The organism is Limnospira platensis NIES-39 (assembly GCF_026000695.1).
Classification (GTDB): Bacteria; Cyanobacteriota; Cyanobacteriia; order Cyanobacteriales; family Microcoleaceae; genus Limnospira; species Limnospira platensis.
On record NZ_AP026945.1, the window covers coordinates 355,731 to 375,318 of the forward strand.

The 19,588-nt window shown below is 43.6% G+C and carries 22 protein-coding genes, 1 tRNA gene and 1 other annotated feature; of the genes, 12 read left to right on the forward strand and 11 right to left on the reverse strand.

What is annotated here, in order from left to right; genetic code table 11:
- The first annotated feature begins 43 nt into the window (after positions 1–43).
- The 6 genes from deoC (at position 44) to N39L_RS01760 (ending at position 4,862) form a co-directional block, all read left to right on the forward strand.
- Positions 44–730 carry a deoxyribose-phosphate aldolase gene (gene deoC / locus N39L_RS01735; RefSeq protein ID WP_014274101.1) on the forward strand — a complete coding sequence of 229 codons (687 nt, stop codon included), beginning with the start codon at positions 44–46 and terminating at the stop codon, positions 728–730.
- 5 nt (positions 731–735) lie between these two features.
- Positions 736–1,632 carry a DNA repair protein RecO gene (gene recO / locus N39L_RS01740; RefSeq protein ID WP_006619229.1) on the forward strand — a complete coding sequence of 299 codons (897 nt, stop codon included), beginning with the start codon at positions 736–738 and terminating at the stop codon, positions 1,630–1,632.
- Between the two features lie 76 nt (positions 1,633–1,708).
- A complete protein-coding gene (locus N39L_RS01745) occupies positions 1,709–2,797 on the forward strand; it encodes a HindVP family restriction endonuclease (RefSeq protein ID WP_014274102.1) in 1,089 nt (362 codons plus the stop codon).
- Positions 2,798–2,808: 11 nt separating this feature from the next.
- The gene (locus N39L_RS01750) at positions 2,809–3,753 is read left to right on the forward strand and encodes a DNA cytosine methyltransferase (RefSeq protein WP_006619231.1); all 945 of its coding nucleotides are present in this window, start codon (positions 2,809–2,811) and stop codon (positions 3,751–3,753) included.
- Positions 3,754–3,870: 117 nt separating this feature from the next.
- Complete coding sequence (locus N39L_RS01755; RefSeq protein ID WP_158307537.1) at positions 3,871–4,047, forward strand: hypothetical protein; 177 nt, start codon at positions 3,871–3,873, stop codon at positions 4,045–4,047.
- A 335-nt stretch (positions 4,048–4,382) separates the two neighbouring features.
- A complete protein-coding gene (locus tag N39L_RS01760) occupies positions 4,383–4,862 on the forward strand; it encodes an ATP-binding protein (RefSeq protein ID WP_006619232.1) in 480 nt (159 codons plus the stop codon).
- 30 nt (positions 4,863–4,892) lie between these two features.
- Here the strand turns inward: N39L_RS01760 and N39L_RS01765 are convergent, their stop codons facing one another.
- Positions 4,893–5,171 carry a DUF6439 family protein gene (locus N39L_RS01765; protein ID WP_014274103.1) on the reverse strand — a complete coding sequence of 93 codons (279 nt, stop codon included), beginning with the start codon at positions 5,169–5,171 and terminating at the stop codon, positions 4,893–4,895.
- 41 nt (positions 5,172–5,212) lie between these two features.
- On the opposite strand from N39L_RS01765, the gene N39L_RS01770 reads away from it, so the two are divergent.
- The gene (locus N39L_RS01770) at positions 5,213–5,596 is read left to right on the forward strand and encodes a sll0565 family protein (protein WP_006619234.1); all 384 of its coding nucleotides are present in this window, start codon (positions 5,213–5,215) and stop codon (positions 5,594–5,596) included.
- Between the two features lie 14 nt (positions 5,597–5,610).
- Here N39L_RS01770 and mtnA read toward each other — a convergent pair whose 3' ends face one another.
- Positions 5,611–6,720, reverse strand: coding sequence for an S-methyl-5-thioribose-1-phosphate isomerase (gene mtnA, locus N39L_RS01775; RefSeq protein ID WP_006619235.1), 1,110 nt, complete (start codon positions 6,718–6,720; stop codon positions 5,611–5,613).
- Positions 6,721–6,809: 89 nt separating this feature from the next.
- On the opposite strand from mtnA, the gene gcvP reads away from it, so the two are divergent.
- From gcvP to N39L_RS01795, 4 genes are all read left to right on the forward strand, one after another.
- Positions 6,810–9,749 carry an aminomethyl-transferring glycine dehydrogenase gene (gene gcvP, locus N39L_RS01780; protein WP_006619236.1) on the forward strand — a complete coding sequence of 980 codons (2,940 nt, stop codon included), beginning with the start codon at positions 6,810–6,812 and terminating at the stop codon, positions 9,747–9,749.
- Positions 9,750–10,255: 506 nt separating this feature from the next.
- On the forward strand, positions 10,256–11,428 hold the full coding sequence (locus N39L_RS01785) for a WecB/TagA/CpsF family glycosyltransferase (protein ID WP_006619237.1): 1,173 nt from the start codon (positions 10,256–10,258) through the stop codon (positions 11,426–11,428).
- A gap of 249 nt (positions 11,429–11,677) precedes the next feature.
- Positions 11,678–11,824, forward strand: a complete 147-nt coding sequence (locus N39L_RS01790; protein ID WP_157888662.1) for a hypothetical protein — start codon at positions 11,678–11,680, stop codon at positions 11,822–11,824.
- A gap of 173 nt (positions 11,825–11,997) precedes the next feature.
- Positions 11,998–12,981 carry a serine hydrolase gene (locus tag N39L_RS01795; RefSeq protein ID WP_231852067.1) on the forward strand — a complete coding sequence of 328 codons (984 nt, stop codon included), beginning with the start codon at positions 11,998–12,000 and terminating at the stop codon, positions 12,979–12,981.
- 40 nt (positions 12,982–13,021) lie between these two features.
- Here the strand turns inward: N39L_RS01795 and rplL are convergent, their stop codons facing one another.
- The 9 genes from rplL to glyQ form a co-directional block, all read right to left on the reverse strand.
- Complete coding sequence (rplL, locus tag N39L_RS01800; RefSeq protein WP_006619240.1) at positions 13,022–13,426, reverse strand: 50S ribosomal protein L7/L12; 405 nt, start codon at positions 13,424–13,426, stop codon at positions 13,022–13,024.
- Positions 13,427–13,473: 47 nt separating this feature from the next.
- The gene (gene rplJ / locus N39L_RS01805; protein WP_006619241.1) at positions 13,474–14,043 is read right to left on the reverse strand and encodes a 50S ribosomal protein L10; all 570 of its coding nucleotides are present in this window, start codon (positions 14,041–14,043) and stop codon (positions 13,474–13,476) included.
- A 60-nt stretch (positions 14,044–14,103) separates the two neighbouring features.
- Positions 14,104–14,276, reverse strand: a sequence feature (ribosomal protein L10 leader region).
- Positions 14,277–14,468: 192 nt separating this feature from the next.
- Positions 14,469–15,185: a 50S ribosomal protein L1 gene (rplA, locus tag N39L_RS01810; RefSeq protein ID WP_006619242.1), complete on the reverse strand. Its 717-nt coding sequence runs from the start codon at positions 15,183–15,185 to the stop codon at positions 14,469–14,471.
- Positions 15,186–15,281: 96 nt separating this feature from the next.
- Positions 15,282–15,707, reverse strand: a complete 426-nt coding sequence (rplK, locus tag N39L_RS01815; protein WP_006619243.1) for a 50S ribosomal protein L11 — start codon at positions 15,705–15,707, stop codon at positions 15,282–15,284.
- A 3-nt stretch (positions 15,708–15,710) separates the two neighbouring features.
- A complete protein-coding gene (gene nusG / locus N39L_RS01820) occupies positions 15,711–16,382 on the reverse strand; it encodes a transcription termination/antitermination protein NusG (protein ID WP_006619244.1) in 672 nt (223 codons plus the stop codon).
- Positions 16,379–16,603, reverse strand: coding sequence for a preprotein translocase subunit SecE (gene secE, locus N39L_RS01825; protein WP_014274106.1), 225 nt, complete (start codon positions 16,601–16,603; stop codon positions 16,379–16,381). Before secE ends, nusG begins: the two co-directional genes overlap by 4 nt.
- Positions 16,604–16,811: 208 nt before the next feature.
- Positions 16,812–16,884, reverse strand: a tRNA-Trp gene (locus tag N39L_RS01830).
- A 118-nt stretch (positions 16,885–17,002) separates the two neighbouring features.
- Positions 17,003–17,389, reverse strand: coding sequence for a 50S ribosomal protein L19 (gene rplS / locus N39L_RS01835; RefSeq protein WP_006619246.1), 387 nt, complete (start codon positions 17,387–17,389; stop codon positions 17,003–17,005).
- 191 nt (positions 17,390–17,580) lie between these two features.
- Positions 17,581–18,462 carry a glycine--tRNA ligase subunit alpha gene (glyQ, locus tag N39L_RS01840; protein ID WP_006619247.1) on the reverse strand — a complete coding sequence of 294 codons (882 nt, stop codon included), beginning with the start codon at positions 18,460–18,462 and terminating at the stop codon, positions 17,581–17,583.
- 151 nt (positions 18,463–18,613) lie between these two features.
- On the opposite strand from glyQ, the gene N39L_RS01845 reads away from it, so the two are divergent.
- Positions 18,614–19,084, forward strand: coding sequence for a hypothetical protein (locus N39L_RS01845; RefSeq protein ID WP_006619248.1), 471 nt, complete (start codon positions 18,614–18,616; stop codon positions 19,082–19,084).
- Positions 19,085–19,588: the final 504 nt, after the last annotated feature.

Below are 19,588 nucleotides of genomic sequence, written 5' to 3' on the forward strand. Positions count from 1 at the left end.
AATAAAATTAAGTTAAATATATGAGACTGAATCAGATAATCCTATGATGAGAGAATCTTACGATGATATTGATATTGCGCCCCTAATTGACCATACCTTATTAAATCAGATGGCTGATGATGAACAAATTAAAAAGTGTTGCGAGGAAGCGGATCGATATAATTTCGCTTCCGTTTGTATCTTCCCTACTTTTGTGAAACTGGCGCGGGAACTCCTGCAAAATAAAAAGCCTAAAGTTTGTACTGTAATTGGGTTTCCCTGTGGTGCTAATACTTCCGCCGTGAAACTGTATGAAGCCTTAGAAGCGGTCGAGAATGGGGCGACTGAGTTGGATGTGGTGATTAATTTAAGTTGGTTAAAGTCGGGAAAAACTAATGAGTTAAACCGGGAATTAGCCGAAATTTGCGAGGAAACAGGAGTGGTGGTTAAAGCCATTTTGGAAACAGCAGTTTTGACAGACGCAGAAAAACGTCTGGCGGCGGAATTGGCTATTGATGCGGGGGTTTCTTATCTGAAAACTAGCACGGGATATTATGGGGGTGCGACGGTCGAGGATGTTAGCTTACTCAAGCAAGTAGCGCGGTCTCAGGTGGGAATTAAGGCTTCTGGAGGTATTCGCACCCATGAGCAGGCGATCGCACTTTGGAAGGCGGGGGCGACCCGTTTAGGTACTTCTGGAGGGGTGCAGATTATCCGCAACGGTGGACATCAACTCAACCAAGAAAATTAGGATTAATGAGTCGTACTTATAAAGCTACTGGGATTATTTTAAAGGCGATCCCTCTGGGAGAGTCCGATCGCCTATTAACTATTTTAACACCAGAATTTGGTCTGATGCGAGTGGTAGCACCGGGGGCGAGAAAATCGCGATCGCGTTTGGGGGGGACTACGGGTTTATTTGTGGTTAATCAGTGGTTAATTGCGAAAGGGCGATCGCTTGATAAAATTACCCAGGCGGAAATTATCAATTCCCATAGTGGACTCGCTAAAAATTTGGGTAAATTAGCCGCTGGTCAATATTTGGCTGAATTGGTTCTTAGTCAAGCCTTGAGCGAACAACCTCAACCGGAACTATTTTTGCTATTGTCAGAACATTTAGACCGCCTAGAAGAACTCCCTAATACCTCTACAGAAGAAAATGCGATCGATATAGTCGCCCGTTTAACTCATGGAATTTTTCACCTCTTAGCTTGGGCGGGAATTGCTCCCCAGGTCCAGTTATGTTGTCTAACTCAACATCCTTTAAACCCTAATTTAAGCGACCCTAATTGGTTGGTAGGGTTCAGTTTAGCGGCTGGCGGTATTATTAATTTAGCCGCATTATCCCGCATTCAAAGCCAACATAATGACCATCAATCATCCTCAGTTTCCGAAGCATCTGGAGATTATCTAACTGAGGAAATATCTATCAAAATTGATGCCCGCATAGCAGCAGAACCCTTAGCCATTCTTCAACATTTAGCCCAATCAGAATTAACTAATATCTGGAACACCTATCAACCCTCAGCTTGGATAACCGTGGAAAAAATACTGCGTCGCTATGCTGAATATCAGTTCGCTCGTTCGATTCAATCTGCCTCTTTAATTGACAGTTGGCTATTGAATTGTTCCCCTAGTGATTGTTGTAAATAACTAGGACGGATGATTGATTAATTATTGTAGCGGTGGCGGGTAAATTTTTGTTATATTGTGCATAAACAACTCAAGCATGATAAAAATGGTTAAAAAGCAGCCTGGATTATTTGGTATCAGATATTCTAATCGAGATTTTTTACAAAAAAAAGCCTGGGGAAAAAATTGTTTTAATTCATCTTTTCCGACAGCTTTATGTTGCTATTTGCATGATATCAATCTTGAAAATATATATATTAAAGTAAATTCTAACTTAGAGATTGAACATACAAAGATTGCCACCGAAGATGTTTTTGGTATTAATCCCCAATCCGATCTAGCATTTTATGCTTTTGAATCACCATTTACACCCTATCAACAATATTTAATTGGTACTCTTCCCAGAGTTGATTTAGTTACCCAAACTAACGGACTTTGTTTGCGTCCTATGGAAATTAAACTGACCGCATTACCAGATAATACAACTTGCGAACTACCTGAAAATGAGTACGGCTGTGAAATTGTAGTACGACCCGATACTATTGTTTATTTAGCCTGTAGCATAGCCTCTACTCTTCGGCAACAAGGAACTAATATAGCGGAATTACTAAAATTAACATTTCCACAAGATTTAGATTGGACAGAACCCCTATCAGTAATCCCTTATGTTTCAACTATGATAGAAGCGATCGATAACTTAATGAGTCATATTGTTTTAGGTCAAAAGCCATTTTTAATGCAGCCAATTTGGAAAACTCAGGGAAAGTCTCCCCAATTGTCTACCAACTGTTTAGATGTATTTATTTGGAGTGATATTTGCTTTAGTAGATTATTTGTCAATTTAGCCAAACAAGAAATAAAAACCTTTGGTAAAATTATCAAAATTTCCAGATATACACGAACAGTGATTTGGCTATATAAAATGTTAAGTGATTTTGCTGATCGAGGATTATTTGACTATGTAAGCATTATTGATTCTTGCTCATACAATACCAAAAATGATAAAGCATTTGCAGTTAATGGAAAAATAACTCACGAATATATGAAATCAGAGTATTTACGAAAACCAAGAATCCTCAAGCAGGAAATCAAAAATATTATTTTAGGAGACGGTCAAAATTTACTGAGTCCCGAAAGAAGGTTTGATGCTATAATATACAACTCACCGGATTTATTTTTACCATAAATTTGTGAACTATGAGAACTATAGATTTGTTTGCTGGATGTGGTGGATTATCTTTGGGATTTCAAAATGCTGGATTTGACATGAAAGCCGCATTCGAGATATGGAAGCCAGCCATTAAAGTTTATCAACGTAACTTCAGCCATCCCATTTTTCAAGTTGATTTATCCAAAGAAAGCGTTATAAATACTCTAGGAGAGTGGAAACCAGAAGTCATTATTGGTGGCCCTCCATGCCAAGATTTTTCCAGCGCGGGGAAAAGGGATGAAAGTTTAGGGCGTGCTAACTTAACTATCAATTTTGCTGGAATTATTGCTTCTATTAAGCCTCAATTTTTTGTGATGGAAAATGTTTCGAGAATCACCAAGACTCAAACTCTTAAAGTGACTTGGCAAATCTTAAAAAACAGTGGCTATGGTTTAACTGCATCAGTTCTTGATGCTAGTTATTGTGGGGTTCCACAAGCCAGAAAACGATATTTTCTCATCGGTGAACTAGAAGGAAAAGACAATGCTTTAGAACCTTATTTGTTCAAAAATTATGCCTCCAAGCCGATGACAGTTTTTGATTATCTAGGTTTGAGTTTGGGAATTGAGTATTTTTATCGGCACCCAAGAAGTTATCAAAGGCGAGGAATTTTTAGTATCTATGAACCTAGTCCAACAGTGCGAGGTGTAAATCGACCTATCCCTAAAACTTATCAAAAACATCAAGGCGATGCCTGTGACCTCAATCCCTCTCTACGACCACTAACAACTATGGAAAGAAGTTATATCCAAACCTTTCCTAAGTCTTTTAAATTTGAGGGGAGTAAATCCGACTTAGAACAGATGATTGGCAATGCGGTTCCCGTCAAATTAGCTGAATATGTGGCAGGTTCTCTTCTTAAATATATTGAAGATGGTTATAATCACGTTGGGTCTCACGATTCCTATATACAACTTAGCCTCTTTAATTGACAGTTGGCTATTGAATTGTTCCCCTACTAATTGGTGTCAATAAATTAACGGGAAGTTATATCATAAATGTGGGGGGGACAAAATTATGATTAACTTGTCATTAACTATGGTATAATCTTGGCCCGTCTTGAAAATCCTAGTTATTCCGTGCATGGGGTTGACAAAATACTAGATTTATGCAGTGAGGCGATCGCTAAAATTGGGAATTTGGTATCTGATGATACAGTAGATTATGGCGGATCAGTTATATCTAGGATATCAATTCTCAGGGGCTGCCACCAGTGGGAATGTTGATCCCCAATCACTGATTTATGAAAAGGGTGATCTCCGAAGATAATTAATAATGATAACTAAGGAATAGACAATACCCTAATGCAAAACATATTCGGGGGTGGGGTCAAAAGGACCACATTGGCCAAACCAGGCAATGAGTCCTTGTTACTATCATTAGATTTAAAGACAATTGCAGATTATTTTTGAGGAAATGTGCATTTGACGGATTTTTTTGCTAATATTAATTTAGGGACGGGTACTTAAACTTAAACAACAACTTGATTCAACATAAGTGGAGTATTCACAACTATGCAGTTGGTGGAAATAGTTCACCTGAAAGCCTGGGAGTTTTCTAAGTGATTGCCATATCATCGCGTCCGGTTAAACGTAACTGGGTCACAATTAGCTTTGCTTCTACACTCTATCTGGGATCGATTTTGGATTTACTTCTCGCCGAAATCCCGTCGGAGTGCCAAGATGAAATCAGACTAGGACTACAAGAAGCCCTAGTTAATGCTGCTAAACACGGCAATAAGCTAGATCCCAGCAAAACGGTTGTCGTTCGTTTTGCGATCATCAATAATCAGTTCTGGTGGTTGATATCAGACCAAGGAGGGGGATTTAAACCCCCCTCCTGTGAATGTAACCTGTCAGCAGTGGAAACTAATGATAACTGCTGGGATGACCCTGCACTACCCCATGATGAACATGAATGCGGACGAGGATTGTATATTCTTGAGCAAATATTCGATCGCGTGGAGTGGAACCAAGATGGAACCGAACTAATCCTAAGTAAAGAGATCCCGGTTCTCTCACAGTCTAGTCGAGGCTGGTAGGGCTATCTGTGGGATATTTGATTAAACAACTCATTTGGAGGATGATTTAGAGCCATGAGTAGGACACGGAGGTGCAGAAATCGACCGATCTAACCAACCGATCGCCTGTTGTAATCTAGGCATAGCCTCAGATGGTTCATCCTTGAGCAAAAAAATCAAAGCCGCCGCCACCTGTTCCCGAGCGCGAGCATTACGATTTGATTTGAGGCGATGCCAGTCCCGTTCAGAAATAGCCAAATGTTCGGCCAGTTTCTGGGCTAGTTGCAAAGTCTCGGCATTATCAATTTGGGTTGAACTAGAATGAGTCATGGTGATTTTATATTTGAAGTTGGGAGCATTTTCTAATCATTATGCCAAGAAATACCTCATCCCAACCGAACCCCAATGATTCTCAACTGAATCGGGACCAGGAAGAAATCGAAGAAGCCCTCGAATCAGCCTCGAAAGCGATCGCCACTATACAAGAGAGGATAGCTCAAATTCAGCGCGATCGCCAACGTCAAGCGGAGCTGAAAAACCGCATCGACCAAGTGATCCCCCAACTCCAGCAGATCAAATCCCAACAACTCAAGGAAGAATTAAAACAGCTTACCCAGGAACTAGAAGCCGTAGAACTCAACTTAGAAAGCAGCCTGTTTACCTGGGGTAGCCTCAAAGAACCCTTTTGGCAAGCGGTCCGTTTTGGGGGACTAGGGGTAGTAATTGGTTGGCTGCTCAAATCCTGTTCTGGTTAGAGGTAGCAACACATTCAGGAGGGTTGATGAACCATAAGATTTTTGAGATCTCCAGGCGCTACAGCCCCATGTTCAGTAATAATTGCCGTAATTAACTCAGCCGGAGTCACATCAAAAGCCGGATTATAAAACTCCACACCTGGGGGACAAATAGTAGTCGAGCCAATCTGATAAACTTCTTTGGGGTCTCTTTCCTCAATCGGGATACCTTCCCCGCTCTGCAATCGAAAGTCTACCGTAGACAGAGGAGCGGCGACAAAAAACGGGATATTATGGGCACGAGCCACCAAAGCCACATTATAAGTGCCAATTTTATTAGCGGTATCTCCATTAGCCGCAATGCGATCGGCACCAACGATCGCCGCATGAATTAACCCCAACTTCATACAGTGAGCGGCCATATTATCGGCAATCAAAGTCACCGGGATCTGATCCTGTACACATTCCCAAGTAGTTAATTTGGCTCCCTGTAGACGAGGGCGAGTTTCATCAGCATAGACCCGTCCCAACCGTTGCGCCGCCTTACAGGATCGAATGACCCCCAAAGCCGTACCATAACCCGCCGTAGCCAAAGATCCCGTGTTACAGTGAGTCAAAATATTAAGCTGTTCGGGAGTTTTCGGTAAAACCGCCAGTCCGTGATCTCCGATCGCCTGACAAGTATTCAAGTCCTCCGTTTGAATTTTCTGAGCCTCCGCCAATAGCACCTGGGGAATTTCCGACACAGAAACGGAAGTTTCCCTAGCGGTTTTCAGCATTCTTTCAATAGCCCAAAACAAATTTACCGCCGTGGGGCGAGTATTCCCCAAAATCTTCGCCACTCCTTCAAGTTCCGCCAAAAACCCATGGCGATCGCTTTTTTGAATATCCCGCGCCCCCAAATACATACCATAAGCGGCCGCAATACCAATAGCCGGAGCCCCTCGGACAATCATAGTAGCGATCGCCCTAGCCATATCTTCATAGCGTTTAATTTCCACGATCGCATACTCATGACTCAGGCGAGTTTGGTCAATTAGTAAGACGCGATCCTCATGCCAAATAACCGGATAAACCTTAGTTTCCATAGAGAATGTCACTTTATCATAGCCAACACCAGCGATCATCTGTTGTACACTTTCCATCAAGCCGCCATTATACCCATTCCGGGATAATGGGACTACAATTTGATGATTCTGTTTTAAATGATCTTTGTTGAATCAGTCGGAGTTTCATGCTGGATATCAATTTACCCGGTCCCACCAAATCCCCAAACCATAGTACATCGAATCTCAGCCATCCCCGTGATGGTCACATCAATAGAACCCCCGCCGATCAATTCCTCAACCGACATATCGGCCCCAATGACGCTGAAATTCAACAAATGCTCTCAGCGATCGCATACAACAGTATAGAAAGCCTGATTGATAATACCATCCCCCAAGGCATTCGTTTAAACCGTCCCCTGAACCTACCCGCCCCCCTTACAGAACATCAGGCTTTAGTCAAACTCCGCGAAATTGCCAGTAAAAATCAGGTTTACCGTTCTTTTATCGGTATGGGTTACTCCGACTGTATAACCCCCCCCATCATCCAACGGAACATCCTAGAAAATCCGGGATGGTACACCGCATATACTCCCTACCAAGCCGAAATCGCCCAGGGACGCTTAGAAGCCCTACTAAACTTTCAAACACTCGTTATCGACCTAACCGGGCTAGAAATCGCTAATGCCTCCCTTCTCGATGAAGGAACCGCCGCCGCCGAAGCCATGACTATGAGTTATGGAATTAGCAAAGCCAAAGCCCATCACTTTTTTGTCTCCCAAGACTGTCACCCTCAAACCATAGATGTCCTAGAAACTAGGGCCAAACCCCTAGGTATTGAAATCATTATTGGAGATTTCCGCACCTTCGACTTTAGCGAGCCAATTTTTGGGGCTTTATTGCAATACCCCGCCACTAATGGCGCAATTTACGACTATCGGGAATTTATCCAAACCGCCCATAACCATAAAGCCATTATTACCATGGCTGCAGATATCCTCAGCCTTACCCTACTTACACCCCCAGGAGAATTAGGCGCTGATATCGCCGTAGGAAGCACCCAGCGCCTCGGTGTTCCCCTAGGTTATGGGGGGCCCCATGCGGCTTATTTTGCCACCAGATCCGCCTTTAAACGGTCCTGTCCTGGTCGTATGGTGGGGGTTTCCATTGATAGCCAGGGTCAACCCGCCCTCCGACTCGCCCTCCAAACCAGAGAACAACATATTCGCCGCGATAAAGCCACCAGTAATATATGTACCGCCCAGGTTCTGTTAGCTGTCATTGCTAGTATGTATGGGGTATATCATGGACCACAAGGCTTAAAACAGATCGCTGAGAATATCCACCAGTTAACTCTGGTGTTGGCGACGGGTTTGCAAAAGCTGGGATATGCGATCGCCAATCATCACTTTTTTGATACCCTACAAGTGGAATTAGGCGATATATCCTCATCAGAAATTATCACCCTCGCCCAACTCCGCCAGATTAACCTACGACAAATAGCCGATAACTCTATTGGTATCAGCCTAGATGAGACTACCACCACCGCAGATATTATTAATCTGCTGGAAATTTTTGCCATGGGTAAACCCCTACACTTTGGCTTAGAAGAACTTGCCATAAAATCCGCCATTCCCCCCCATTTAACTCGCACTTCTGCCTACCTAACTCACCCCGTTTTTAATAGCCATCACTCAGAAACCGAATTATTGCGGTATTTACACCGCTTAGAAAGTCGGGATTTATCCCTCACTACCTCTATGATTCCTCTCGGTTCCTGTACCATGAAACTTAACGCCACCGCCGAGATGATTCCCGTCACCTGGCCGGAGTTTGGCAAGTTGCACCCCTTCGCACCTAAATCTCAAACTCAGGGTTATCAGATTTTGTGCCAACAGCTTGAGGAATGGTTGGCAGAAATTACCGGATTTGCTGGTATTTCTCTACAGCCTAACGCTGGCTCTCAAGGGGAATACGCAGGTTTATTAGCAATTCGTGGTTATCATCAAAGCCGAGGAGAAAATCAACGCCATATTTGTCTAATTCCTGAATCTGCCCACGGTACTAATCCCGCTAGTGCCGTTATGTGTGGCATGAAAGTTGTACCTGTTAAATGCGACAGTCAGGGTAATATTGATATTGATGATTTGCAGCAAAAAGCGGAACAGCATCAAGACCAACTCGCTGCTTTGATGGTAACTTATCCCTCAACTCATGGCGTGTTTGAAGACGGTATTCGCCATATTTGTGACATCATCCACCGCTGCGGGGGTCAGGTCTATATGGATGGTGCTAATATGAATGCACAGGTGGGGTTATGTCGTCCCGGAGATTTTGGCGCTGATGTCTGTCACCTGAATTTGCACAAAACTTTCTGTATACCCCACGGCGGCGGTGGTCCGGGAATGGGTCCCATTGGGGTGATGCCACACCTATTACCGTTTTTACCCGGTCATTGTGTCGTGGATATGGGGGAAACTCCCAAAGGCGGCGCGGTTTCGGCTGCGCCTTGGGGTAGTGCTAGTATTCTGGTCATCTCCTGGATGTATATTGCTATGATGGGCGCGTTTGGCTTGAAAAAAGCTACGGAGGTCGCCATTCTCAATGCTAATTATATGGCGCGTCGCCTACAGGGGGTTTATCCGATTCTCTATAAGGGTAACAATGGTACAGTTGCCCATGAGTGTATTTTGGATTTGCGATCGCTTAAAAAATCCGCCAATATCGATGTCGATGATATCGCTAAACGACTCATGGATTACGGTTTCCACGCCCCTACTATTTCTTGGCCGGTAGCTGGTACTATGATGGTGGAACCTACAGAAAGTGAGTCCCTCGATGAGTTGGATCGTTTCTGTGCCTCTATGATTGCTATTCGTCAGGAAATTGCTGCCATTGAGTCCGGGGAGTTTGACCGGGAAAATAACCCCCTTAAACAAGCCCCCCACACCGCAGAATCTCTGATTTTGGGTGAGTGGAATCGTCCCTACTCCCGGGAAGTGGCCGCTTATCCCGCCGCTTGGACTCGTGACTATAAATATTGGCCGCCTGTGGGTCGCATTGATAATGCCTTTGGCGATCGCAATTTTGTCTGTTCCTGTGCGCCTATGACCGCTTATCAGGATTAAGCCATAACCCTCTCTCTAATTCAACCATGGGGCTGATCTACCTGATACAGCCCCCGGTTTCTGTATTCAAGGCGATCGAGATTTTACCCTCCAGCTTCACTAAAGCTTTACAATAGCCTCTTAATTGTTTACATAATCTTCTTGATTTTATAGGCTATTCACCCTTATGATCTGGTTAACTGCCTCAGCCAAGGGATTCGGTTTTAGCACCGCACTGGCTGCTGGGTGGTTTTTATCGTTTCACCTCCAGCGTGAAATCCCCATGATAGTTTGATTTACTTGTCACTAAACCAGCCATTTTCCTACTATATCCTTCTTTTTAGCAAAATCAAAATTGGCAGTAGTTCAGTGCAACTTAGTTGACCAAAATATGCCGAGGTATTCGTGCTAAGTTTCATTCATTAAGTGTTACAGACAAGTCAGCCCACTGACACCTAACAAAAACTCCATCAAAACCATCTATCATCTGGTTTTTGGTACAACTGTAAAAACACGGTACATATATCATGAACGAAGTTAAGTTATTCAATATATGTATTGACAATATTACCACCGAACAACTCCTAGAAGAACTTGGGAGACGTGGCGGTATTGTTTTCACTCCTAATGTCGATCACTTGATGCGATTGCAGAAAGACAAAGAATTTTATGACATCTATAATAAGTCCGATTACCGCGTCTGTGATAGTCAGATTGTCTATTATGCTTCTCGTCTTCTCAACCAGCCAATTACCGAAAAAATATCAGGCTCTGACCTATTTCCCGCCTTCTATAATTACTACCGAGATTGTGAAGAGATTACAATATTTTTACTCGGTGCCGCTGAAGGTGTAGCCGCTAGGGCGAAAGTAAAAATCAATGAAAAAGTCGGCCGTGAAATGGTCGTTGACTGCTACTCTCCACCCTTTGGCTTTGAAAAAGACGAACTTGAATGTCAACGCATTGTCGATCGCATTAATCACTCAAAAGCCTCTGTTCTCGCTATTGGGGTCGGCGCTCCCAAACAAGAAAAGTGGATTATGAAACATAAGGATAAACTCAACCATGCCAAAATCTTCTTAGCTATTGGCGCGACTATTGATTTTGAAGCCGGAGAAAAACCCCGTTCACCTCAGTGGATAAGTGAAGCCGGTCTGGAGTGGTTACACAGACTCGTATCTGAACCACTGCGCCTCTGGAAGCGCTATCTCATTGAAGATATGCCCTTTTTCCTGCTACTCATGCAACAAAAACTTAACCTTTATCATTCCCCCTTTAGCTCTCTGGGAGACATGGCTATCCCTAATTGGCAAATGCCTCTATTGGGACAAATACTTCAGGATGCGGGTTTATTAGATGAACTTCAGGTACAACGGGTGCTTGCAATTCAAGACCAAAGGCACAATCTCCGCTTTGGTGAAATTGTCACAGATTTGGGTTGGCTACGTCAAGAAACCGTGGATTTTTTTGCCGAGCAGCTACCTCAAATTGGTGGGAGTCAACAAAGGCAACCTTTGGGTTATTACCTCAAACAGGCTATGCTTTTGGATGATCAACAAATTAACTTGATTTTGCTTGAACAACAGCAAAAATATCTCAGGTTTGGCGAACTTGCAGTCCAGAAAAGATGGCTCAAGCAACAAACTGTTGATTCTATTTTGTCCTATCTCACCCAGTCACAGACCGAAATGCTGCTTTGAACTGAAAATCAACCCCTCTGTTAAGTTTTGTAACGAAAAATTAAGAAATGTTACAAAAAATTTCCTCTGGGGGGAGGTGGTTGCTTTTTTGGGGAGGCTGTGATACTATTTTAGATAATGGGAATATTGCTAACTTTTTTATTTTGAGACAGATTTTCATTGTGTAACTTACTACCTTGATAGTATCATTAGTTCCCAGGACTTGTCAACCCCCGGCGCTAAATTAGGGGGGCCATTTTTTAAAAATTGATGAAAAAATCAACAATTAGAAGTTTCTGTGGTAGCGATCGCCTTGGGTTAAGGTATGCTGTGTATGCTGAGATATTGTGGTCAATGCTGAGAAAATGGTTTACATTCGCCGACGGGGAAACTCCCATAAAAACAATCGGATTATGAGTAATGTTAAGGCTCTGCCAAGGTTACGGTATGATCGGCTGTTATTGTTAGTGATGATCGCTTTCGCTTTGGGGTGGGGTATGCTGTCGATAGTAAGATCCCTAGTAGTGAAACTATCAACCGCAAAAGTGGATCAAATCTCATCAACAGAAGAAATAAAAAGCGGTTATAATGTGCACTCACCACCCAACTGGGATAGTAAAGCACAACTACAGGCGATCGTTAATGAAACAGTAGCGATCGCCAAAAACAAAGGATTCCCCACCGAAGCACTGTCGATCACCTTAGTAGATGTTAGCGATTCCGGCAAGCACTACAAAGCGGGATACAATAACCAAATTTTAAGGTTTCCCGCCAGCGTTGCCAAGTTATTTTGGTTAGTGGGCTTTTTTGATCAAGTTGAACGTGGGTCAATTAGGGATGAATCGAAATTTCATGACCACCTCAACCAAATGATTCGCATTTCCGATAATCAATCAGCCAGTGAAATTGTAGATGCTATTACCCAAAGCACTTCCGGGGAAGCCTTAACCGGAAAAGACTTAACAACTTGGCTAAACCAACGCAGTCAGATTAACAAATTCTTTGAACAAGCTGGTTATGCTGGAATCATTCTCAGCATGAAAAATTATCCCATCGACAACTCACAAGAAACACCCACAGGTAGAGATCTGCAATTAAAGCAAACTCCAGACCTAGTTAATGGAAACCAAATCACCACAGACCAGGCGGCGCGGTTAATGTATGAAATTTACACCCAGCAAGCCGTTTCTCCCATAGCCAGCACCAAAATGGCTTACCTTCTCACCCGAGATCTAAATCCCGAAACTTTTGAGGAAAGCGATCGTCAGTTCATCGAAGGATTTTTAGGTCAATCATTACCCACAGATATATATTTTGGCTCCAAAGTTGGTTATACCAGCTACTCACGCCAAGAAGTGATTTTTGTAAGAACCCTAGATGATCAGACCATTTATATTCTAGCAATTTTCGCCAACGATCCCGCCTACTCTCAAGATCAAGACATATTTCCTCAAATGTCCCGCCACATTTTCGATCGCCTCCATAGAACCCCCCAAAACCTCACCCCCAAAGAAGTTAGCGTTTTTAACCCCACCACCGAACCCAGTCAACTAAAAAACCCTCCCCTTAATTAATTAATTAATTGAGAGGAGGGTCCTGTTAGTAGTAAGAGAATTACTTAACTTCCACTTTAGCGCCAGATTCTTCCAGTTGTTTCTTAATGCTTTCCGCATCTTCTTTGGTGGTAGCTTCCTTAATAGCTTTAGGAGCGCTTTCCACCAAGTCTTTAGCTTCCTTCAGACCCAAGCCAGTAATGCTACGAACCACCTTCAGAACCGCGATTTTCTTATCAGCGGGGAACTCAGTCAGAATTACATCAAACTCAGTTTTCTCTTCTTCCGCCGCCGCTTCAGCACCAGGAGCCGCCATACCAGGAGCCGCCATCATCATCATACCGCCGCCAGCAGAAGCGGAAGCATCAACACCAAAAGCCTCCTCAATTTGCTTAACCAACTCAGATGCTTCTAACAGGCTCAAAGATTTGAGTTGTTCTAAAATTTGATCAGTTTTTTCAGACATGGGTTAACCCTCAACAAGTAATAAATAACAAGCAATTGAAAAGCGATCTAAGCCGCCTGGGAATCGTCTTTTTCGGATACAGCCTTGATAGCGCGCACCAGAGAAGCCGGAACTTCTTTGATACCAACCGCCAGTTTCGTGGGAACTGCATTGACTCCAACCGCCACCTTCGTAGGAATAGAGTTGATCGCTCCGGCGATACGAGCAATGAGTTCTTCCTTGGTGGGAAGTTCTGTAATAGCTTTGATGTCATCAGGACTCAAAGCCCGACCTTCCATCACCCCGCCGCGTAGTTCAGTTTTTTTGCTTTCCTTTTGAAAAGCCTGATACGCTTTAATCGCAGCACCTAAATCGTCTTGAATGAAGATAAACGCTGAACTACCGCTGAGGAATTTCTCCATCGCTTTCCAGTTGTCATCCCCTTCAAGGGCTTTCTGCATCAAGGTGTTTTTTGTGACTTTGCAGACACTACCGGTTTCCCGAAGGCGGTTCCGCAAGTCAGTAATTTGGGAAACAGACAGCCCAGTATAGTCAATCACCAAAGTCAGTTGAGCCGAGCTTAACTGCTTCTGGAGATCTACAACAATCTTTTCCTTTTGGGCTAAGGTTCTTCCCATTCCTGTTGAACCTCCGTGTTTGATGAACGCCCAATCCCTAATGGGTGAAACAGAAGACAAATTGGCATTAAAAAACCCGGAATTCATCAAGCCGGGTAAAGGAATAAAAATTATCCGTTAGAACTCAAGGCATAATTAGCCTTTAATTCACCGTTAAAATCTTTAATACCTTAACCTCGGCAGGATATTAAGCCAGTTGCGCCTGCTGTCTTCGGTTATCAGATCTTTAGAATTATAAGTGGGCTACAGTGCTTAATTGCACAATTAAACATTATTACACTGTTCGTGTATCTTGTCAAGCAAAAAGTTATTTTTCGGGAAATCAGCAGCAGGGAGTAGGGATGATGAGATTTGAGTACCAACCTCCTCCCCTCCCTCTCCCTGTCTACTTCTTCGAGTTTCTGTAGCTCACAGATTCCCTTTCCCTATGCAGCTTCCGCGATTTTCAGATCCCGCAAAGCATTGATATCTAACTGAATCGCTGGACCCATAGTGCTACAGACATAAACACTCCGCCAATAGCGACCTTTAGCCCCAGAGGGACGGTTACGGTCAATACATTCTTGTAACGCCGACAGGTTAACCAGCAGGTCTTCCGCTGAGAAAGATACCTTTCCAAACATCACGTGGACAATCCCGGTGCGATCGCTCCGAAACTCCAGTTTTCCTGCCTTAAATTCAGCGATCGCCTGAGTCAAATCCATAGTCACCGTACCACCCTTGGGGGAAGGCATCAAACCCTTTGGACCCAACAAACGACCCAACTTAGCCACCTGGGGCATCATATCCGGTGTAGCGATTAACTTGTCAAAATCCAGCATTCCTTTCTGAATTTCTGCGATCAGATCATCTGACCCCACCAAGTCCGCCCCAGCGCTTTGGGCTTCAGCCACCTTATCACCTTTAGCCAAAACAGCCACCCGCACTTCTTGTCCGGTTCCTTTCGGCAGTGTAACCGTTGTTCTCAGTTGCTGATCGGTATATTTAGGGTCAATACCAAGACGAATGTGAGCTTCCACCGACTCCACGAATTTAGCAGTTGCCGTTTCCTTGAGTAGTGTCAAGCCCTCTAGGGGTTCATAAAGTCTATCTTCAACCTTTTGTTGAAGTTCTTGTAATCGACGCGATACTTTTTTTGTCATGATTTCCTCCTGGGGTCAATAACGAAGTTACACTTCTCCCCCAATATTTCAATTCAACAATTGGGTTGGCTCAAATTTTTTTCTTAGCTACCTAAGTTAATCCGAGACAGCAATACCCATATTACGGGCTGTCCCTTCCACAATCTTCATGGCAGCTTCCACATCATTCGCATTCAGGTCAGGCATTTTCACCTCTGCGATTTCTCGCAACTGGCTGCGGTTAATTGTTCCCACTCGAACCCGGTTCGGTTCACCGGAACCTTTTTCAATTCCGGCCGCTTTCTTAATTAGCACTGACGCTGGCGGAGTTTTGAGGACAAAAGTAAAACTTCGATCTTCATAAACCGAAATCTCTACCGGAATCACCAAACCCACCTTATCCGCAGTTTTGGCGTTATACTCCTTACAAAACATCATGATGTTCACCCCATGCTGACCCAAAGCTGGGCCGATAGGGGGAGCTGGGTTAGCTTTTCCTGCGTTAATTGCTAACTTGATAACTGCTACAACTTTCTTTGCCATTTGTTAGCCCTGCTTTTCAACCTGATTGAACTCCAATTCCACTGGCGTGTCTCGTCCAAAAATCGACAGTAAGGCTTTTAGCTTATTACGTTCCGGGCTCACTTCAATGACATCCCCTTCAAAGTCTTTGAACGGGCCAGATAGCACCAGGATATGATCCCCACTCGCCATCTCTACCTTGACAACAGTTTCCTGTTGCTGGGTTTGTCTGAAAATCCGATCAACTTCTGATGGACTTAATGGCAGGGGTTTAACATGGCCCCGCCCTCGCCCGGAGTGACGTTTCTGCTCTGCCCCGACAAAGTTAATCACATGAGGGGTATTTTTGACAACCTGCCAAGCCTCATCGTCAACATCCCACTGGTTTAACTCATTATTCCAGTTCAGTTTCATCTGGATTAACACATAGCCCGGAAATACTTTTTCCTGACCATGCTGGCGACTACCATCCTTACGGAGTTTAATCGCCTGAGTCTGGGGAATCTCCACTTTGAGAATCCGGTCAGCCACATCCAGAGTTTGAACCCGTTGGTCTAAGTTCAGTTTCACCCGCTTTTCACAGCCCGATGCCACCTGAACAGCATACCAGCGAACTTGTCCTGGTGCATATTCTGACTCACTGTCTATTTCAGACATTGCATTGAGTTGTTCTGACTCATCTGATCCAAAAGTCATCCAAATACCTGCCCCGACGACCAACGAAAGAAGTTATCTATTAAATAGATTAGTGTGGCTGAAAGCATTACCATTAATAAGACTCCCGCCGATTCACTCAGCAGTTGCTGACGAGTTGGCCAGACCACCTTATCTAGTTCTTCCTTGGTTCCTTTCAAAAAACCACCAACACTAAACCCCTTCGGGACTTCCTGAATCCCTGCTTCTTCTTTCTTTGACACAGCTTTCCCCCTCGTGATTTTTAACTTAACAGTCGATTTTAACAACTGCCGCACGCTGGCTCAAACTACTTATCATAACATCCTCAGTGCAATAATTAAATATCCCATAACACTTTTTCAGTTGTAGTTGATTCGTCTCGCTCGGCAGCTTTCCTATGCAAAAACCAGGTTAAAAACAACTTAACCCGGTTTACTTTTGCTTAGTTAACGCGCCCTGAAGGACTTGAACCCTCGACATCAGGTTTTGGAGACCTGCGTTCTACCAACTGAACTAAGGACGCACCCAGCATGGGGCTTTTATGCCACATGCGTTTGCTAGTATAGCACGGTGTTTTGAACAATGCAAGTGCTTGGTTGGGAAATTTCAAGTTTTGCTCGGAAACCTTCACCACAAGGGACTTACAGAGGACGGTCAAAACGCTGAGGAACCCGCGTCGCTTTCCCAACGCGATCGCGAAGATAGTACAATTTAGCCCGACGGACTTTCCCTCTCATGATTACCTTAATACTAGCAATCCTGGGTGAGTGAAGCAAGAACACCCGTTCTACCCCAACCCCCTGGAAAATACGACGGACGGTGATAGTTTCGTTGATACCACCATTACGCATAGCGATTACCGTCCCTTGATAGGGCTGGATCCGTTCCTTTCCACCTTCAGTGATTCTGACACCGACTTTCACCGTATCTCCCACATAGATTTTAGGGATACTTTCTTTTTGGACGTTGGTTTTGACACTTTCGATCTCTTCTTGCTCAATGGCGCGGATAATTTCCTGGGCTTGCATGGCAATCGTTTAAAACTCACAATCTCTCATTATGACATCCTTTGGTCATTTTTTCAACCTAACCGACAACGATTCCCCCGGTTCAAATCAACCCCTACCCCCTGCACCATGAAATTAACAGTAGGGAAGGGAAGGGACAAGGCACGGCTTGTCTGTATACCTATACCCATAAGCCATGACTGGGAGGAATTTTAAGCGGCTTGAGAAGATTTTAGCAGAGGAAAACCCAGACCTTCTCGTTGTTCTAAATAACAGTGAGCAACCCGGCGCGCCAGAGTCCGAATTCTGCCAATATATCTAGTGCGTTCAGTCACAGCAATTACCCCCCTAGCATCTAATAAATTGAAACTGTGGGAACACTTGAGAACATAGTCTAAACTCGGTAAAACTAAACCTTGCTCAATTAACTGTTCCGCCTCCTGTTCATACAACGAAAATAAATTAAACAGTAACTCCGGATTAGATGCCTCAAAATTGTAGGTACATTGTTCTATTTCCCCTTGTAGATGAATATCACCATAGTTAATCTCATCAGTCCAAGCAATTTTGACGATCGCATCTACATTTTGCAAATACATCGCCAGCCTTTCTAATCCATAGGTAATTTCAATACAAACCGGACGACAATCAATTCCTCCGCATTGTTGGAAGTAGGTAAACTGAGTAATTTCCATACCATCTAACCACACTTCCCAACCTACACCCCAAGCACCCAAAGTGGGGGACTCCCAGTTATCCTCAACAAACCGAATATCATGGTCTTCGGGATTGATTCCTAGTACCCGCAAAGAGTCTAAATAAATCTCTTGGATATTGTTGGGAGAAGGCTTGATTAGCACCTGATATTGATAATAATGTTGAAAACGGTTAGGGTTCTCCCCATAACGTCCATCTGTAGGGCGGCGACAGGGTTCTATATAGGCCACAGACCAAGGTTCTGGACCGATCGCCCGTAGAAATGTATGATGGCTCATGGTTCCTGCCCCTTTTTCGGTATCATAGGGTTGGGCAATTAAACAACCGCGATCGCTCCAAAATTGGTTCAGGGTGGCAATAACTGATTGAAAGTTCACTGGTAAATTATTGATGGCTAAGGTGTCCGCCACAATTCTATCAAATATCATCCTCATTATTTCACAATTGCCAACTTACCTATACTTTCCCTAGGCTATTGTTGCTTTGATGATAAGATGGGTCTGGTAACAATTACTGGAAGAGAAAATTATGTCTGCTACACATTACTTATCTGTTGTTAAGGCATTAAAAATGCTAGGGCTGGCGGGATTTTTCGCAACTTTTGCGAGTCCGGTTCATGGTCAAATTAACCTTGATTTTTCCGAGGATATCATCCTGGCTCAGAATCTTAGCAGCGATATAGTATGGCGCAGGCTCAATCAACAGGAAACCCGTGATACTATTGATGCCATACTTGGTAGCCCTATGGGAATCGCCGGATTAAATCAATTGGCGATCGAAGGCTTTATTGGCTTTGATTGTGGCAAAAGTTATTATCAGGATGTGGATGGTTTTCGCTGGCTACTTCAGGTTAATTGTCGTACACCTAGAGGGGTTTCTACTGCTGTGGGCTATGATGAGATTCGGGTTATTTTTAATTCTTTTGAAGGCAGAATTGAGTCCTTTACTACTGAGCGTCATGGCGGCGATTTACCGACTGGGGCGCTCCGTTTAGATTGACAATTATCTTGCCTAAATTGGCGGCTAATACTATTAATCAATAAGCCGCAAATATCTACCATATAACCCTCGTAAAAACCTCTGAGGATACTATAGCTATGCTCGATGATGTGCTGTCAGACCAGCAAGATCCAAAGCCAAAGCCTCGGATACCCTCGGCTACTAACCCGGTTTCTCTTTTTGGCTACTTCACTAATTCCTACTCAATAGTTGAAATTGTCGGTTTGGCGTATCTTAGGTAACACTAACTTTGGCCTAAATGGGAGGATTTAGTTAAGTTTAGCTAATGTATGGCTGGCGATAGTTTTGATTTTATAAAGTTTGTTAAGAATTAATAAGTTTTTATTGATAATAACTAGCAAATACTTGACGAGATTATAGGGGTTTTGCTACCATGTAGGAAATGGCTTCCAAGGGCTTCTTGTGTCTTGGTGCAAAAAAAAGCTCTGTAACCCCTATCCAATGGTTAAAATTAATATTATCTGGTAAAAATTTAAAAATGTC

What these genes read in the sequence shown, in the direction of transcription:
- recO (WP_006619229.1), top strand. Translation starts at nt 736, where the DNA reads ATGAGTCGTACTTATAAAGCTACTGGGATTATTTTAAAGGCGATCCCT.
- N39L_RS01765 (WP_014274103.1), bottom strand. Translation starts at nt 5,171, where the DNA reads ATGACTCATTCTAGTTCAACCCAAATTGATAATGCCGAGACTTTGCAA.
- rplS (WP_006619246.1), bottom strand. Translation starts at nt 17,389, where the DNA reads ATGCAAGCCCAGGAAATTATCCGCGCCATTGAGCAAGAAGAGATCGAA.
- rplK (WP_006619243.1), bottom strand. Translation starts at nt 15,707, where the DNA reads ATGGCAAAGAAAGTTGTAGCAGTTATCAAGTTAGCAATTAACGCAGGA.
- mtnA (WP_006619235.1), bottom strand. Translation starts at nt 6,720, where the DNA reads ATGGAAAGTGTACAACAGATGATCGCTGGTGTTGGCTATGATAAAGTG.
- N39L_RS01745 (WP_014274102.1), top strand. Translation starts at nt 1,709, where the DNA reads ATGATAAAAATGGTTAAAAAGCAGCCTGGATTATTTGGTATCAGATAT.
- N39L_RS01790 (WP_157888662.1), top strand. Translation starts at nt 11,678, where the DNA reads ATGAAAAAATCAACAATTAGAAGTTTCTGTGGTAGCGATCGCCTTGGG.
- nusG (WP_006619244.1), bottom strand. Translation starts at nt 16,382, where the DNA reads ATGACTTTTGGATCAGATGAGTCAGAACAACTCAATGCAATGTCTGAA.
- N39L_RS01845 (WP_006619248.1), top strand. Translation starts at nt 18,614, where the DNA reads ATGTCTGCTACACATTACTTATCTGTTGTTAAGGCATTAAAAATGCTA.
- rplA (WP_006619242.1), bottom strand. Translation starts at nt 15,185, where the DNA reads ATGACAAAAAAAGTATCGCGTCGATTACAAGAACTTCAACAAAAGGTT.
- gcvP (WP_006619236.1), top strand. Translation starts at nt 6,810, where the DNA reads ATGCTGGATATCAATTTACCCGGTCCCACCAAATCCCCAAACCATAGT.
- N39L_RS01750 (WP_006619231.1), top strand. Translation starts at nt 2,809, where the DNA reads ATGAGAACTATAGATTTGTTTGCTGGATGTGGTGGATTATCTTTGGGA.
- deoC (WP_014274101.1), top strand. Translation starts at nt 44, where the DNA reads ATGATGAGAGAATCTTACGATGATATTGATATTGCGCCCCTAATTGAC.
- N39L_RS01770 (WP_006619234.1), top strand. Translation starts at nt 5,213, where the DNA reads ATGCCAAGAAATACCTCATCCCAACCGAACCCCAATGATTCTCAACTG.
- N39L_RS01785 (WP_006619237.1), top strand. Translation starts at nt 10,256, where the DNA reads ATGAACGAAGTTAAGTTATTCAATATATGTATTGACAATATTACCACC.
- rplL (WP_006619240.1), bottom strand. Translation starts at nt 13,426, where the DNA reads ATGTCTGAAAAAACTGATCAAATTTTAGAACAACTCAAATCTTTGAGC.
- rplJ (WP_006619241.1), bottom strand. Translation starts at nt 14,043, where the DNA reads ATGGGAAGAACCTTAGCCCAAAAGGAAAAGATTGTTGTAGATCTCCAG.